The organism is Amycolatopsis sp. NPDC102522 (genome assembly GCF_055584485.1).
On record NZ_JBVJLY010000001.1, the window covers coordinates 305,757 to 323,610 of the forward strand.

Genomic DNA, 17,854 nt, shown 5'->3' on the forward strand with positions numbered 1-17,854 from the left:
GTTCGGTTGCCGAACTCACGCCTTGAGCTCGTTGTCGATGAAGTCGAAGATCTCGTCGTCGGAGGCGGCGTCGATCTTTTCGGTGAGTCCGCCGCCCGCCGTCGTGCCGCCGCCGTACCGGGCGGCCAGCGCGGTGAGCCGCTCGACCAGCTGGGCTCGCGACCGCTCGTCCAGCGTCAGCGCGGCCAGTTCCGCGTCCAGGCTGTCGAGCCTGCCCAGCAGCGGCGGAGCGTCCACAGTGGACTGTCCGGTGACAGTCAGGTTTTCCGCGAGCAGACCGGCCACCGCTTCCGGCGCCGGGTAGTCGAAGATCAGCGTGGCGGGCAGCCGCTGCCCGACCGCCGCGTTGAGCCGGTTGCGCAGCTCGATCCCGGTCAGCGAGTCGAAGCCGATCTCGAGGAATCCCCGCTGCGGATCCACCGCCGCCGCGCTCTGGTGCCCGAGCACGGTGGCGGCGTGCCCGCACACCAGGTCCAGCAGCAGCGCGACCCGGCCGTCGTGGTCCAGCCCGGCCAGCCTGCCGAGCAACGCGGCCTGTTCGCGGTCGTCCCCGCCCGTGGCGGAAGCGGTCCCCGCCGTGCCGCGACGGACGGGTGCCCGCACCAGTCCGCTCAGCAACGGGGGCAGGGTGCCCGCCTTGGCCTGGGCGCGCAACACCGAAGTGTCCATCGGCGACGGCATCAGCACCGGCGAGTTGTGCCGCAGCGCTTCGTCGAACAGCGCCAGGCCTTCCTCGTCGGAGATCGCGAGGCCGCCTTCCCTTGCGATGCGGCTCAAGTCCGCCTCGCCCAGCGTGCCGGTGAGCTTGCTGGTGCTCGCCCAAAGTCCCCAATCCAGCGAGATCGCGGGGAGCCCGGCTGCCCGGCGCTGCTGCGCCAAGGCGTCCAGCACCGAGTTCGCGGCCGCGTAGTTCGCCTGCCCGGGGCTGCCGTAGACGCCCGCGCCGGAGGAGAAGAGCACGAAGGCGGTGAGATCGAGGTCCTTCGTGAGCTCGTGCAGGTGGATCGCGGCGTAAGCCTTGGGGCGCAAGGTCTTGTCCACCCGCTGCGGGGTGAACGAGCCGAACACTCCGTCGTCCAGTACCGCGGCGGTATGCACCACCGCGGTCAGCGGCCGGTCGGCCGGGATCGTTCCCAGCAGGGCCCGGACCTCCTCCCGCTCGGACACGTCGCAGGCGGCGACGGTCACTTCGGCGCCGAGCTCGGCGAGATCCGCGACCAGTGCGCCCGCGCCTTCGGCCTCGGGTCCCTGCCTGCTGACGAGCAGCAGGTGACGGACGCCGTGCCGGGAGACGAGATGCCGGGCCAGGAGACGGCCGAGAGTTCCGGTGCCGCCGGTGACCAGGACCGTGCCGTCCGCGTCGAGCGTCACCGGCTCACCGGTGGGCTGCCCGGCTCGCGCCAGCCGTGGCACGAGCACCTGTCCCGCCCGCACGGCGAACTCCGGTTCACCGGTGGCCAGCGCGCCGGGCACGACCCGCAGGGAGGCCGGGTCGTCGTCGACATGCGCCAGCACCAGCCTGCCGGGGTTCTCCGCGGTCGCGGACCGGATCAGGCCGGTGATCGCGGACTGCGCGGGCGCGTCGCGGACCACCAGCACCAGTTTCGCGGCGGCGAACCGCTCGTCGGCCAGCCAGTCCTGCGCCAGCCCGAGCACCCGTTCGGTCGCCGTCCCGATCGCGGTGGTCAGCTTGTCCTCGGGTGCGGTGGGGCAGGTGGTGAGTACCACCGCCGGGATCTCGGCGAGTTCCTTCGCCAGCACGGAAAGATCCGAATACTCGACCGGTTCGAGACCCGCGGCGGCGAGGCCGAGGTGGTCCCCGCCCACCAGTACCGGCTGCTCACCGGCCTGCGGTTCTACTGGCAGGGGCGTCCAGTCAAGCCGGTAGAGCGCGTCCCGACCGGCGGACCTGGCGGCGGCGAGTTGCTGCGCCGACACGGGGCGCGCCACCAGCGAGGCGACCGACGCGACCGGAGCGCCGGCAAGGTCTGCCACGTCGACGGCCACGGCGTCGGGCCCGGCAGGCGAAACCCGGACGCGCAATGCGGCGGCGCCGGTGGCGTGCAGGGTGACGCCGGTCCACAGCAGCGGGAGGCGGGTCTGCCCGTCCTCGTCGAAGCCGCCGAGTTCGGTGGTCTGCATCGCCGCGTCCAGCAGGGCGGGGTGCAGGCCGTACCGGTCCGCGGTGAACCGGTGTGCCTCGGGCAGCGCGACCTCGCCGAACACCTCGTCGCCCCGGCGCCAAGCGGCCCGCAGGCCCTGGAACGCCGGTCCGTATTCGTAGCCCTGCTCGGCCAGCCCATCGTAGAACCCGGCGACGTCGACGGCTTCCGCGCCCGGCGGGGGCCAGGCCGTCAGGTCCGCGGTGGCCGCCGGTGCGGCCGGGCTGAGCACCCCGGCGGCGTGCCGGGTCCACTCGCCGTCGTCGAGCCTGGAGTAGAGCTCGATGCCGCGGCGCCCGCCCTCGCCGGGCTCGGCCACGACCAGCTGCAGTTGCACTCCGCCACTGCGGGGCAGCACAAGCGGGGTCTCCATGGCCAGTTCTTCGAGGTGACCGCAGCCGATCCGGTCACCGGCGTGGATGGCGAGTTCAAGATAAGCGGTGCCGGGGAACAGGATGGTGCCGGCGACGGCGTGCTCGGCCAGCCAGGGGTGGCTGTGCACGGACACCCGGCCGGTGAACAGGAGCCCCTCCCCGTCCGCGAGTTCGATCGCCGCGCCGAGCAGCGGATGTTCGGTGGCGCCGAGTCCGGCGGACACGACGTTTCCGTTGCCGTTCACGCCATCCGGCCAGTAGCGCTCGTGCTGGAACGGATACGTGGGCAGGTCTTCGGGGGCTGTCCCGGCTTTGCCGAGCAGGCCCGGCCAGTCGACGTCCGCGCCATGACAGAACGCCTCGCCTGCCGAGAGCAGGAACCGCTCCAACCCACCCTCGTCGCGGCGGAGCGTTCCCACCACCGGCACATCCACGGTGTCCTCGATCGCCATCGTCAACACCGGATGAGCACTGACCTCCACGAACATCTGCAGACCTTCGGCGGCCAGCTGTTCGACCGCGTCCGCGAACCGCACCGTCTGCCGCAAGTTCCGATACCAGTAACCACCCGACAACTCAAAGGTGTCCAGCCAACGGGAGTCCACAGTGGAATAGAACGGAACCTCACCCTTGCGCGGGGTCACCGGCGCCAGCAACTCAGCGAGCTCCGCCTCGATCCGCTCGACATGAGCCGAATGCGACGCGTAGTCCACCGCCACCAACCGAGCCCGAACACCTTCGGCCTCGAACTTGGCCTTCGCCTTCGACAGCGCCTCGGGATCGCCCGACAGCACCACCGCGTTCGGGCCATTCACCGCCGCGATCGACACACCCTCGCCGACCTCCGTCACCGGAGCGGCCACCGACAACATCCCACCCAGACCAGCAAGCTCGGCAGCGATGGCATGGCTCCGCAACGCCACCACCCGCGCGCCGTCTTCCAGGCTCAAGCCACCTGACACCACAGCGGCGGCGATCTCACCCTGAGAGTGGCCCACCACCGCTGACGGAACCACACCCAGCGACTGCCACACCGCGGCCAGCGACACCATCACCGACCACAACACCGGCTGCACAACATCAACCCGGCTCAAAGCGGCCTCGTCGTCCAACACCTCGAACAACGACCAGTCCACAAAGGACCTCAAAGCACTGTCGCACTCCTCCATCCGCGAAGCAAAGACCTGGCTCTCATTCAACAGCGACGAGGCCATCCCCAGCCACTGCGAACCCTGACCAGGGAACACAAACACCACACGATCAACACCAGAGCCAGAACCCCGCACCACACCAGCAGGCAACTCACCTGATGCCAAGGCCGACAGCAGTTCCGGCTGAGCCGAACCGACGGCGACCGCGCGATGCTCGAACATCGACCGGCCCGCGAGCCCGGCGGCGACGTCGGCCGGATTGTGGTCGAGGCCGTATTCGGCCACCCGGGCCGCCAGCGCGGTGAGCGCTTCCGGTGTCTTGCCCGTCACGACCCACGGCAGCACCGCCGGGGCCGGGGAAACCGGGGCTTCGGTGAGCGGTGCCTGTTCCAGGATGACGTGGGCGTTGGTGCCGCTGATACCGAACGCGGAAACCCCCGCCCGACGCGGCCTGCCGGTGTCCGGCCACTCGACGGAATCCGTCGCCAGCCGCACCGCGCCCGAAGACCAGTCCACGTGCGGAGACGGCTCGGTCACGTGCAGCGTCGCCGGGATCAGTCCGTGTTGCATGGCCATGACCATCTTCATCACGCCCGCGACACCCGCGGCCGCCTGCGTGTGCCCCAGGTTCGACTTCACCGAACCCAACCACAACGGCTCCTCACGATCCTGGCCATACGTCGCCAGCAACGCCTGCGCCTCGATCGGATCACCCAGCGTCGTCCCCGTGCCATGCGCCTCAACAGCATCCACATCAGACGAACGCAAACCAGCATCCGCCAACGCAGCACGAATCACACGCTGCTGCGAAGGACCATTCGGCGCCGTCAAACCATTCGACGTACCATCCTGATTCACCGCAGAACCACGAACAACCGCCAACACCCGATGACCATTACGCCGAGCATCCGACAACCGCTCCAAAACAACAACACCAACACCCTCAGCAGAACCAAAACCATCAGCACCCGCCGAAAACGCCTTACAACGACCATCCACCGCCAACCCACGCTGACGAGAAAACTCCACAAACATATCCGGCGACGCCATCACCACCACACCACCAGCCAACGCCAAACCACACTCACCCCGACGCAACGACTGCAACGCCAAATGCAACGCCACCAACGACGAAGAACACGCCGTATCAATCGTCACCGCCGGACCCTCCAACCCCAACGCATACGCCACCCGACCCGACGCCACACTCGCGGTGTTGCCGACTCCGACGTAAACACTGTCAGGTGCCTGATTCAGCTGATCGACATAGTCCTGATAGGACATTCCAAAGAAGACTCCCGAAGAACTTCCCGCGAGGGACAGCGGGTCGATGCCCGCTCGTTCGAAGGCCTCCCAAGAGGTTTCCAGCAGCAACCTCTGTTGCGGATCCATCGCCAGTGCCTCACGCGGTGAAATCCCGAAGAACCCCGGATCGAAATCGCCGGCCCGGTGCAGGAAACCGCCGCGGCGGCTGTAGGTCTTGCCTTCGGCCGCCGGGTCCGGGTCGTAGAGCGCCTCGACATCCCAGCCCCGGTCGACAGGGAAGTCCGTGATGCCTTCGCCGCCGGTGGCGAGCATTCGCCACAGGTCTTCCGGCGTCTCCACGTCGCCCGGATAACGGCAGCTCATCGCCACGATGGCCACGGGTTCGTCCGTCGCGGCCACCGGGACGGCCGTGACCGGGGCGGCGCTTTCAGCCTCGCCGAGCACCTCCTTGCGCAGATGCGCGACCAGCGCGGCCGGTGACGGGAAGTCGAAGATCAGCGTCGCGGGCAGCCGGAGTCCGGTGATGACGTTCAGCCGGTTTCGCAGTTCGACCGCGGTCACCGAGTCGAAACCCAGTTCGCGGAAGGCTTTCTTGGCCTCGATGCGTTCGGCGTCGGCGTGGCCGAGCACAGTGGCGATCTGGCCGCGGACGAGCCGCATCAGCTCGCGCTCCTGGTCTGCGGCCGGCTGGTTCGCCAGCCGCGCGCCGAGTTCGGAGGCCGACGCGGGGGCCGCGTTCTTCGCCGTGCCCGTGCCGACCATGTCCCCGCCCGCACCGGAGGCGAGCATCCGCCGCACGTCGTCCACCCCGTGCAGGAACGGCCGCGCCCGCGAGGAGGTGAAGGCGAGGAAGAACCGTTCCCAGTCGATGTCCGCGACGGTCAGGAAGGTTTCGTCGTGGTCGAGTGCCTGCTGGAGGATGGCCAGCGAAAGCTCGGGGCTGACGTCTTTGAGCCCATGCCGCCGTGACAGTTCCCCGCCGTCGCCCTCGGCCATACCGCCGCCCGCCCACGGTCCCCAGGCGACGGCGGTCGCGGTGCGGCCGCGCGCACGGCGTTGCTGCGCGAAAGCGTCCAGGAAGGCGTTGCCGGGCGCGTAGTTGCCCTGCCCCGGCCCGCCGGTGGTGCCGGCGAACGACGAGAACAGCACGAACGCGGACAGGTCGCGGTCTTCGGTCAGTTCGTGGAGGTTGCGGGTGCCGCCGACCTTGACCTGGGTGACCCGGTCGATCTGCGCGGTGGTGAGCGAGTCGATCAGGCTGTCGTCGAGCACCGCCGCCACGTGGAACACGGCGGTGACCGGATGCTCTGCGAGCACCTCGGCGAGCGAAGCGCGGTCGGCGATGTCGCAGGCCGCGATCGTCACGCGGCAGCCCAGCTCCGCGAGCTCGTCGCGGAGTTCCGCAGCTCCGGGGGCATCGGGGCCGCGACGGCTGGTGATGAGCACGTGCTCGGCGCCGTTGTGCGCGAGCCAGCGGACGACGTGCGTCCCGAGCGCGCCCGTGCCCCCGGTCACCAGGACGGTGCCTTCCGGGCGCCAGGTCCGAACCGGTACGTCCCCGGCCGGAGTACGCAGCAGGCGTCGGACGAGGACGCCGGTGGCACGGACGGCGAGCTGGTCTTCCTCCGCCGCGTTGCCGAGTGCGCTTGTCAGTCCGGCGAGGGCGCGGTCCGTCACCTCGGCGGGCAGGTCCACGAGTCCGCCCCAGCGTTCGGGGTGTTCCAGGCCGACGACCCGGCCGAACCCCCACACCTGGGCCTGCGCCGGATTCCGCGGCGCCTCGGCCGGGGTCACCGACACCGCGCCGTCACTGGCGCACCACAGCAGCGCCCGCACACCGGCGTCCCCGAGCGCTTGGACCAGCGCGACGGTGAGCGCCAGCCCGAGCGGTGCCGCGCGGTGGACGCTGTGGCCGTTTTCGTCGAACGCGAGCAGGGAAAGGACGCCGGCGGGCTCAACCCCGTCTTCGAGTGCCGTCCGGAGTTTCCCGGCGAGCACCGTGCGGTCGGTGTCCTGTTCGTCGAGTTCGAGGTACCGCACCGCCGCACCGGCCCGGGTGATCGCGTCGAGTGAGCCTTGGACCCACGGGTGCCCGCTGTCCGCGGCCGAAGACAGCACGACCCATGTGCCGTCGAGCTTCGGGACGCCGGGCGGATCGAGCGGCTGCCAGGAGACGCCGTACCGCTTGCTGTCCTTTTCGGCCTGTTCCTGGTTCCCGCGATACCAGGACGTGAGGGTTGGCAGCACGGCTCGCAGCGCGGCTTGCTGGTCTTCGGAGGTACCGAGGGTCTTCGCAAGACCGGCGAGATCCTCCTGGCCGACGGCGTCCCAGAACCGGGCGTCCATAGTGGACTCGGCTGGGCCCGCGGAGTCCGGCTGGGCGTCGGTCAGCCAGTAGCGCTCGTGCTGGAACGGATACGTCGGCAGATCCTCCGGAACCGTCCCGGCCTTGCCGAGCAACCCCCGCCAGTCCACGTCCGCACCCTTGCAGAACGCCTCGCCTGCCGAGAGGAGGAACCTTCGCAGCCCGCCCTCGTCGCGGCGGAGCGTGCCCACCACCGGCACATCCACGGTGTCCTCGATCGCCATCGTCAGCACCGGATGGGCACTGACCTCGACGAACATCTGCAGACCCTCAGCGGCCAACTGCTCCACCGCGTCCGCGAACCGCACCGTCTGCCGCAAGTTCCGATACCAGTAACCACCAGTCAATTCAGAGGTGTCCAGCCAACGGGAGTCCACAGTGGAATAGAACGGAACCTCACCCTTGCGCGGGGTCACCGGCGCCAGCAACTCGGCAAGCTCCGCCTCGATCCGCTCGACATGAGCCGAATGCGACGCGTAGTCCACCGCCACCAACCGAGCCCGAACACCTTCGGCCTCGAACTTGGCCTTCGCCTTCGACAGCGCCTCGGGATCGCCCGACAGCACCACCGCGTTCGGGCCATTCACCGCCGCGATCGACACACCCTCGCCGACCTCCGTCACCGGAGCGGCCACCGACAACATCCCACCCAGACCAGCAAGCTCGGCAGCGATCGCCTGACTCCGCAACGCCACCACCCGAGCCCCGTCTTCCAGGCTCAAACCACCCGACACCACCGCCGCCGCGATCTCGCCCTGAGAGTGCCCGACCACCGCAGCGGGAACCACACCCAGCGAACGCCACACCGCGGCCAGCGACACCATCACCGACCACAACACCGGCTGCACAACATCAACCCGACTCAAAGCAGCTTCGTCGTCCAACACCTCGAACAGGGACCAGTCCACAAAGGACTTCAAAGCCTCGGCGCACTCCGCCATCCGCGAAGCGAACACCGGGCTCTCCCCCAGCAAAGCCGAGGCCATACCCAGCCACTGCGACCCCTGACCAGGGAACACAAACACCACACGATCAACACCAGAGCCGGAACCCCGCACCACACCAGCAGGCAACTCACCCGACGCCAAGGCGGCAGCCAAGCCAGCTTGATCCTCACCCACCAGCACCGCGCGATGCTCGAAAACCGAACGACCGGTCAGTCCCGCCGCCACACCTGCGGCATCACCGGCATACCCGGCCAGCCGACCGGCGAACGCCTCCACTGTTTCCGGGGATTTACCCGAAAGCACCCACGGCTGCACGGAAACCGGCACGGTGGGCGCGGGAACGATCTCCGGCGCCTGCTCCAGGATGACGTGGGCGTTGGTGCCGCTGATACCGAACGCGGAAACCCCCGCCCGCCGCGGCCGTCCGGTGTCCGGCCAGTCCCTTGCCTCGGTCAGCAGTTCGACCGCTCCGGAGTTCCAGTCGATCCGCTCGTTCGGTTCAGTGATGTGCAAAGTCTTCGGCAGCACGCCGTGCTGCATGGCGAGCACCATCTTCATCACCCCGGCGACCCCGGCCGTGGCCTGCGTGTGCCCCAGATTCGACTTCACCGAACCCAACCACAACGGCTCCTCACGATCCTGACCATACGTCGCCAGCAACGCCTGCGCCTCGATCGGATCACCCAGCGTCGTCCCCGTGCCATGCGCCTCAACAGCATCCACATCAGACGAACGCAAACCAGCATCCGCCAACGCAGCACGAATCACACGCTGCTGCGAAGGACCATTCGGCGCCGTCAAACCATTCGACGCACCATCCTGATTCACCGCAGAACCACGAACAACCGCCAACACCCGATGACCATTACGCCGAGCATCCGACAACCGCTCCAAAACAACAACACCAACACCCTCAGCAGAACCAAAACCATCAGCACCCGCCGAAAACGCCTTACAACGACCATCCACCGCCAACCCACGCTGACGAGAAAACTCCACAAACATATCCGGCGACGCCATCACCACCACACCACCAGCCAACGCCAAACCACACTCACCCCGACGCAACGACTGCAACGCCAAATGCAACGCCACCAACGACGAAGAACACGCCGTATCAATCGTCACCGCCGGACCCTCCAACCCCAACGCATACGCCACCCGACCCGACGCCACACTCAGCGACGTTCCGTTGCCTGTATACGCCTCGACCTCTTCGGGGATGCGGTTCAGCCGGGAGGCATAGTCCTGATAGGACATTCCGACGAAGACGCCGGAAGCACTGCCGGACAGCGAAGTCGGGTCGATCCCGGCGCGCTCGAAGGCCTCCCAAGAGGTTTCCAGCAGCAACCGCTGCTGCGGATCCATCGCCAGCGCCTCACGCGGCGAAATCCCGAAGAACCCAGGATCGAACTCCGCCGCGTCGTAGAGGAACCCGCCACGGCTGGTGTAGCTGGTGCCGGACCGGTCCCGGTCCGGCGAGTACAACCCGGCCAGGTCCCAGCCGCGGTCCTGAGGGAAGTCGCCGATCCCTTCGCCGCCGGCGGCGAGCATGTCCCACAACTGTTCCGGCGTGCTGACGCCACCGGGGAATCGGCAGCTCATCGAGACGATGGCGATCGGCTCGTCCGTCGATACCGTGGTCGTCACCGTGGCCGGGGTCTCGGCCTCTCCGAGCAGCAACCGGCGGATGTGGGCGGCCAGGCTCAGCGGCGACGGGAAGTCGAAGACCAGGGTCGCGGGCAGCCGCAGCCCGGTCGCGGAGTTCAGGCGGTTCCGCAGTTCCACCGCGCTCACCGAGTCGAAACCCAGTTCACGGAAGGCTTTCCGGTCGCTCACCGCGTCCGTGCCGCTGTGCCCGAGCACCGCCGACGCCTGTGCCCGGACCAGCTCCAGCAGCACCCGGTCACGGTCCGCGGACGGCAACCCGGCCAGCCTGCCCACCAGCGAGCCGTCCGCCGAGGCGGCGGCAGCGGCCACGCGCCGTGGTCCGCGCACGAGTCCCCGCAGCAAGGCGGGCAGGGTGTCCGGCTGGGCGCGCAGGGTCGCGCGATCGAGAGACATGGGCAGCAGGACGGGGGTTTCACCACCGAGGGCCACGTCGAACAACGCGAGACCCTGCTCCGGGGTCAGCGGCGCCTGTCCCTCCGCGGCCAGCCGTCGAAGGTCCGGTTCGGACAGTCGTGACGTCATCCCGACGCCACCGCCCCAGACACCCCACGCCAGTGACACCGCGGGCGAGCCCCCGGCGACACGGGCCTGTGCGAGCGCGTCGAGGAAGGAGTTCGCGGCGGCGTAACCGGCCACCCCGGCTCCACCGAACGTCCCGGCCACGGACGAAAAGAGCACGAACGCCGCCAACCCAGTGTCCGCGGTCAGCTCATGCAGGATGCGCGCACCGTCCACTTTGGGCCGGAGCACCGCGGACAGGCGGTCCGGGGTGAGATCCTCGACGAGGCCGTCGTCGAGCACGGCCGCGGTGTGCACCACCGCCGTCAGATCCGAAATGCCGTCGAGCAGCGCGGCCGCCGCCTCCCGGTCTGCGACGTCGCAGGCGGTGACGGTGACCTCCGCACCGGTGGCCGTCAGCTCGGCCCGCAGGTCCTCGGCGCCCGGCGTCTCGATTCCGCGGCGGCTCGTCAGCACGAGCTTCCGGATCCCGTGCGCGGTCACCAGATGCCGGGCGACCAGCGCGCCCAGCCCGGCGGTTCCACCGGCGACGAGCACCGTGCCGCCGTCGTCGAGCCGGCGCGCGGCCGGCGCGGGGACCCTGGTCAGTTTGGGCACCAGCACCGTTCCCCGCCGGACGGCGGCCTCGGGCTCGCCGGACGCGATCACCGCGGGCAGTGCGGCGGCGGAGGCCGGTTCGCCGTCGAGGTCGACCAGCACGAACCGGCCGGGGTGCTCCACCTCCGCCGAGCGGACCAGGCCCCAGACGGCGGCCTGTGCGGGATTCGTGCCTTCGGTCGCACCTCGGGTGACCACCACGAGCTTCGCCGCACTACGGCTCTCGTCGGCCAGCCACCGCTGTACGACGGCGAGCACGGCGGCGGCGGTTTCGTGCACCTGCGCCGTGTCGTCGGACAGGTCGGCGATCTCGTGCTCCGGGGTTTCCCCGGCGGCGAGCGGCCTGGTGACCCAGTCCAGCCGGAACAACGAATCCGGCGGCAGGTGCCCTTCGCGCTCCAGCACCACCGGCCGGGTCACCAGCGAGTTCACCGAAGCAACCGGGGCGCCGGTGCCGTCCGTGACCTCGACCCGCACCGACTCCGCGCCGGCACGGGTGATCCGGGCGCGCACCCTCGTCGCGCCCACGGCGTGCAGGGTGACCCCGGACCAGGCGAACGGCAGCCTGGCCGGGCCGGTGACCGGCCAAGCCAGTTCGGTCGCCTGAAGCACCGCGTCGAGCAGCACCGGATGCAACCCGAACCCGGCGGACTCCTCCGCTTCGGGCAGCACGGCTTCGGCGAAGACCTCGTCCCCGGCGAGCCAAGCGCCGGACAGACCTTGGAAAGCCGGACCGTAGACGCAGTCCTGGGCGGCGAACCGGTCGTACAGGTCGTCGAGCGGAAGCGGTTCGGCTCCGGGCGGCGGCCAGGCGAACCGCTGCCCTTCGCCGTTCGAAGCCTGTCCCAGCACGCCCGCGGCGTGCCGCGTCCAGGGCGTGTCCAGCAGTTCTCCCCCGGCGGGCCGAGCGTGCACCAGCAGCGTCCGGCGGCCGTCGCCGTCGGGGCTCCCGACCGTCAGCTGGAGTTCCACCGCGTCCCGCTCCGGCACGATCAACGGCGCCTCTAGGGTGAGCTCCTCCAGCGCTTCCGCGCCGAGACGGCCGCCCGCGTGCAGCGCGAGTTCCACGAACGCCGTGCTCGGCACCAGGATGTTCCCGGCCACGACATGGTCGGCCAGCCAGGGCAGCGCGGCGACCGACAGGCTCGCGGTGAACAGTTGCGCGTCGTCACCGGCCACCCCGACCAGCGCGCCGAGCATGGGGTGCCCGGCCGGGCCGAGGCCGTAGGCGGCGAGGTCCGCAGGCCCGCGCTCCCCGGCGTCGAGCCAGAAACGCTCGCGCTGGAAGGCGTAGGTCGGCAACGGTGACGGGCTCGCGCCGGAGAAGTAGCCACTCCAGTCCACCGTGACGCCGCGGACGTGGGCCTCGGCGAGCGAGGCCAGCACGCGGTCCTGCCCGCCGTCGTCGCGACGCAGCGTGCCCAACGCGGCCGCGTCGGCACCGGCGGCTTCGATCGTTTCCCCGATCGCGGCGGTGAGTACCGGATGCGCGCTGATCTCGATGAACGCGCCGTGCCCGGCCTCCAGCACCGCACGCACGGATTCGGCGAACCGCACGGTCTGGCGCAGATTCCGGTACCAGTAACCGCCGTCGACCACCGGGGAATCCAGCCAGTACCGGTCCACTGTGGAATAGAACGGGATGCGCGGGGTACGCGGGTCGATCGGAGCGAGCACGTCGAGCAGATGCGTCTCGAGTTCGGTCACGTGCGAGGAATGCGAGGCGTAGTCCACCGGCACCAGCCGGGCGCGGATACCGTCCGCCGTGCAGGCGGCCTGCAGCTCCGCCAGCGCTTCGGGGTCACCGGAGACCACCGTGGCGCTCGGCCCGTTGACCGCGGCCACCGACAGCCGGTCGCCCCAGCCCACGAGGCGCCGCTCGGCCTCGGCCACCGGCGCGGCCAGTGACAGCATGCCGCCACGACCGGCGAGGCTCGCCGCGATCGCCTTGCTGCGCAGGGCCACCACCCAGGCGGCGTCGTCGAGGCTCAGCGCGCCCGCGACGCAGGCTGCGGCGATCTCGCCCTGCGAATGGCCGATGACCGCGGCCGGTTCCACCCCGGCGGACCGCCACAGTTCGGCCAGGGACACCATGACCGCCCACAGCATCGGCTGCACCACGTCGACCCGCGTCCAGCACGGGTCCTCCGCGTCCGCGCCCAGCGCGTCGAGCACCGGCCAGTCGACGAACTGCTCCAGCGCGGCCGCGCACTCGCGCAGCCGCTTGGCGAACACCGGCGAGCTCTCCAGCAGGTCCGTCGCCATGCCCGCCCACTGGGAGCCCTGGCCGGGGAAGACGAACACGACCTTGTCGGCGTTCTCCGCCACGGTCGCGCGCACGGTACCCGCGGGCACCGAACCCTCGGCCAGACCGGACACCCCGGCGAGCAGATCGTCGAGCACCGTGCCGGTCACCACCGCGCGGTGCTCGAACGCCGTCCTGGTGGTCGCCAGCGCGGTACCGATCTCGGCCACACCGGGCGATTCGAGTTCCGCAACGAAGTCCTTCAGCCGGGCGGCCTGCGCGAGCAGCCCGGCGTCCGACCGCGCCGAAAGCACCCAGGGCACCCGATGGTGAGTGTCCTTTTCGGACTCGGACTCGGGCATCGGCTCGGGCTCGGGCTCGGGCAGTTCGAGAATGGTGTGCGCGTTGGTCCCGCTCATCCCGAACGAAGACACCGCCGCCCGGCGCGGCCGGTCCAGTTCCGGCCACGGCGTGGTCTCGGTGACCAGCCGCACGGCGCCCGCGGCCCAGTTCACGAACGGGGTCGGCTCGTCGACGTGCAGGGTCGGCGGTACGACACCGCGGCTCATCGCCTGCACCATCTTGATCACGCCGGCGATGCCCGCGGCGGCCTGCGTGTGCCCGATGTTCGACTTGACCGAGCCGAGCAGCAGCGGGCGGTCGCCGGGCCGGTCCTGGCCGTAGGTGGCGAGCAGGGCTTGCGCCTCGATCGGATCGCCCAGCTTCGTCCCGGTGCCGTGTGCTTCGACGACGTCCACCTCGCCGGGTTCGAGCCCTGCCGATGCCAGAGCCTCGCGGATGACCCGCTGCTGGGAGGGCCCGTTCGGCGCGGTGAGGCCGTTGCTCGCGCCGTCGGAGTTCACCGCGGAACCGCGGACGAGCGCCAGTACGCGGTGCCCGTTGCGTTTCGCGTCGGACAGCCGCTCGACCAGGACCAGACCGGCTCCTTCACCCCAGCCGGTCCCGTCGGCGGCGGCCGCGAACGGCTTGCAGCGGCCGTCTGCGGCCAACCCCTGCTGGCGGCTGAAGGCGACGAACGAGGCCGGGCCGGACATGACCGCGACCCCGCCGGCGAGCGCCAGGTCGCACTCGCCGCGGCGCAGTGCGGCCACCGCGAGGTGCAGGGCTACCAGCGAGGACGAGCACGCGGTGTCCACGGTGATCGCCGGGCCTTCGAAGCCGAACGTGTAGGCGAGCCGTCCCGAGACCACACTCGCCGCGGTCCCGGTGACGAGGTAACCCTCAAGCCCGTCCTGCGCCTTGTCCGTGCGCGGGCCGTACTCGTGGTTCTCGGCGCCGACGAAGACACCGGTCCGGCTCCCGCGCAGCGAACCCGGGGTGAGACCGGCTTGTTCGAAGGTCTCCCAGGACGTTTCCAGCAGCAGGCGCTGCTGCGGATCCATGGCCAGCGCCTCACGCGGGCTGATGCCGAAGAACGCCGGATCGAACCGGTCGGCCCCGTCCAGGAACCCGCCCCGGCGAGTGGCGCTCACGGCGCTGTGACCGTCGTCCTGGCCGAACAGGGCGGCCAGGTCCCAGCCGCGGTCCTCGGGGAACCCGGCGGTGCCGTCCCCGCCGTCGGCGATCAGCTCCCAGAACCGGTCCGGAGTCTCGGCGCCGCCGGGGAAGCGGCACCCCATCGCGACGATGGCGATCGGCTCACCGTCGTCGGCCACCCGCGCGGGCGCGCCCGCCACGGACGTGGTGCGGCCCAGCAGTTCACCTTCGAGGAAGCCGACCAGCGCCGACACCGTCGGCTGGTCGAAGGCCATCGTCACCGGGAGGTCGAGCCCGGTCGCCGCGACCAGCCCGCGATGCAGGGCCACCGCCGCGAGGGAATCGAAGCCCAGGTCCGGCAGGACCGTCCGCGGGCCGACCGCCTCCGGCCGGACGTGCTCCAGCGCGTCCGCGACCTGTTCCCGGACCAGCCGGAGCAGCGCCCGCGCGCGCTCCGCGGCGGACGCGGCCGTCAAGCGGTCGCGCGGCGCGGCCGTCCGGACGGAGTTCTCAGTGACATCATCCGCACTGGCCATGGCCAACGACTCCCCATCTCAACCTGTTTTCCGAGCGACCCGGCATCGCGCCGCGGTCAGCCTCGGCGGTGTCGCAACACCGTGGCCTGGTTCACCGGCTCCACGATGAAGTTCTTCTTGGTGACCGCGAGCCGGAACCACATCCGGTCCAGCCCCACCACACACAGCCTGCGCACGCCGAGCCCGGCCAGCGCGACGGCCGTGGACCGCCACTCCAGCGGGCGCAGAAAGCCGCTGAGCACCAGTTCCCTTACCGCACGGCCGGTCCGCAGAACTGAACCGTCCACATCGGACACCACGGGCACGGCGGGGTCGGCGAACGCGGTGCCGCGCAGCACCTCCGTCTCGATCCGGTCGCGAAGTGGCCCGAAGGCACTGCAGTGCGCGGCCGGACGCATGGCGTACAACGAGTACCCGCCCGCCTTGCCGACCCCGGCGGTGAACTCCTCCAGATGCTTCTCCGCCATGGTGATCAGGTAGTGGCCGTCGTCCACGTGCCCGGACAGGTCGTACCAGATCCCGCGATCGGACAGGTCCGCCAGCAGTTCGTCCATCCGTTCGGCGGCCACCCTGGTCACCACCTGGGTGACGAGATCCTGGTGCGCGGTACGGAAGTAGTCGAGTTCGCACTCGCCCACCCCGGCGGCGATCCGGACGGCGTCGGCGAACGGCAGGCATTCCGCGTGCGCCGCGGCGATCAGCTCGCCAAAGCTCATGCCGACGCAGTAGCCGGGCTCGCCCAGGTTCTCCTTCGCCCAGTCCGCCAGGGAAAGCGCGTTCACCAGCGTGGCGGCGCGAGCCGCAGGGGACGCGTAGTCGCCGGAGTCGCGCAGCGCGCGGGTGACCGAGTAGCCGAGCGCCTCGTCGGCGACCGCGAGCCGTTCGCGCGCGAACGGGCTGAGCACGAGGAACTTGCCGATCTCGGCGAGCCGGAACCCGTCCAGGCCGGGAAAGAAGTAGGCCGTTTCCGCCGCCGCCGTCATTCCGCGGCCCCAGTGGCGAGTGCGGTGAGCTGACCGCGGTCCGGCTTTCCGTTGCGGTTCAACGGGAACCGCTCGATCACGCGGATCCGGTTCGGCCGTTCGGACTCTGCCAGCACGTCGTCGACCAGCGGGCGCCAGTGCGCGGGTTCCCGCAGCTGTTCGTCCTCGACGAAGAGCGTCAGGCGCGCGCCACGCTGCTCGTCCGGCAGCGCGATCAGCTTCGCCGAGCAGCCCGCAGCGCTCACCTTGCGCTCGATGATCTCCGGATACAGTGTGAAACCGTTGCGGTGCACGGCGAACTTGCGGCCGAGGACGAAGACGTTGCCGTCCGGGTCCAGGTAGCCGAAGTCGCCGCTGCGGTAGGTCTCCTGGTCGGCAGGATCGACAGTGCCGTCTTCGGCGAGGTAGCCGGTCAGGATGTCCGGGGTGTGGATGATCAGCTCGCCGATCTCGCCGGCGGCCACCGGCCGGTTCTCGTCGTCCACCGCCTCCACCGTCAGTCCCGGCATGGCGCGCCCGCAGCCGACCGCGTTCTCCGAGGTGGCGAAGGAGACGTTGCCCGCTTCCGTGCTGCCGTAGCTGTCCAACAGCGGCAGCCCGAACTCCTCGACGTAGGCGTCCACCAGCGGTCCGTCCAGTGGCGCCGCACCGCTGCAGAACATCCGCACCGTGCGCAGCTGGTCTTTGACCTGCGGGCGTTTGCGGAGGATGTTGAGCATGCTCCGGTAGGTGGCCGGGGCGGCGTCGACGACGGTGGCCCCGCACTGCGCCGCCATGAGCATCGCCCGGTCCGGACGGCGGTAGGGCGCGATCACCAGCGAGCACCGCGCCAGCCAGGCGATGCCCACCATGGAAATGCCGTACTGGTGCGAAAACGGCAGCAGCGGCAGCAGGACGTCCTGCTCGGTGTGGCCCACCTGATCGGCGTTGCGCCGCAGGTTGCGCAGGAACCGCCCACCGTTCTTGACGATGCCCTTGGGTTCGCCGGTGGAGCCCGAGGACCACATCAGCAGGCTGTCCGGCAGCTCACACCAGTCCTCAAAGGACACTCGGGGGTACGCCGGTGCGAAACCCGGCGCGTCGATCATCAGCTCGTAGATGAACGACGTTTCGTCGATGTCGGCCAGCGGCGCGTCCTCGTCGGCGATGACCAGTTTCACACTGGCACGCTGGGCGATCCGCCGAGTCTCTTCCGGACGTTCCTGTTGATCCACCAGCACGATCGAGGCGCCGACGTGCATCAACGCGAACAGCGTGCTCACGTACCCGGCGGAGTTCCCTGCCTTGAGCATGACGCGGACACCGGGGCCCGCACCCCGCTGCCGCAGTGCCTCGGCGACGCCGACCACTTCACGTTCGAGTTCGGAAAAGGTACGCACCGAGTCCGGGGCGAAAATTCTCGCAGTCATGGTATTCCTCCACACCGGGACGGAAAATCGCCGGAAATCCCCGGCGTCATGGGCGAACCAACGCAAGTACCGCCGGGGCGAGCCTAAAACCGTTGTTCGGGAACGGATACCCCTATCGCCCCCTTCGCGCCG

The 17,854-nt window shown here is 70.0% G+C and carries 3 protein-coding genes; all 3 read right to left on the reverse strand.

Going from position 1 to position 17,854, the window contains the following annotated elements; translation table 11 throughout:
- Nucleotides 1-15 precede the first annotated feature (15 nt).
- Genes ACZ6YV_RS01145 through ACZ6YV_RS01155 form a run of 3 tightly spaced genes read right to left on the reverse strand, consistent with a single transcriptional unit; the run spans nt 16 to nt 17,722 of the window.
- Nucleotides 16-15,330, reverse strand: a complete 15,315-nt coding sequence (locus ACZ6YV_RS01145) for a type I polyketide synthase (protein ID WP_465507736.1) — start codon at nt 15,328-15,330, stop codon at nt 16-18.
- Between the two features lie 56 nt (nt 15,331-15,386).
- Nucleotides 15,387-16,313: an ACP S-malonyltransferase gene (locus tag ACZ6YV_RS01150; protein WP_465507737.1), complete on the reverse strand. Its 927-nt coding sequence runs from the start codon at nt 16,311-16,313 to the stop codon at nt 15,387-15,389.
- Nucleotides 16,310-17,722: a class I adenylate-forming enzyme family protein gene (locus ACZ6YV_RS01155; protein ID WP_465507738.1), complete on the reverse strand. Its 1,413-nt coding sequence runs from the start codon at nt 17,720-17,722 to the stop codon at nt 16,310-16,312. Before ACZ6YV_RS01155 ends, ACZ6YV_RS01150 begins: the two co-directional genes overlap by 4 nt.
- Nucleotides 17,723-17,854: the final 132 nt, after the last annotated feature.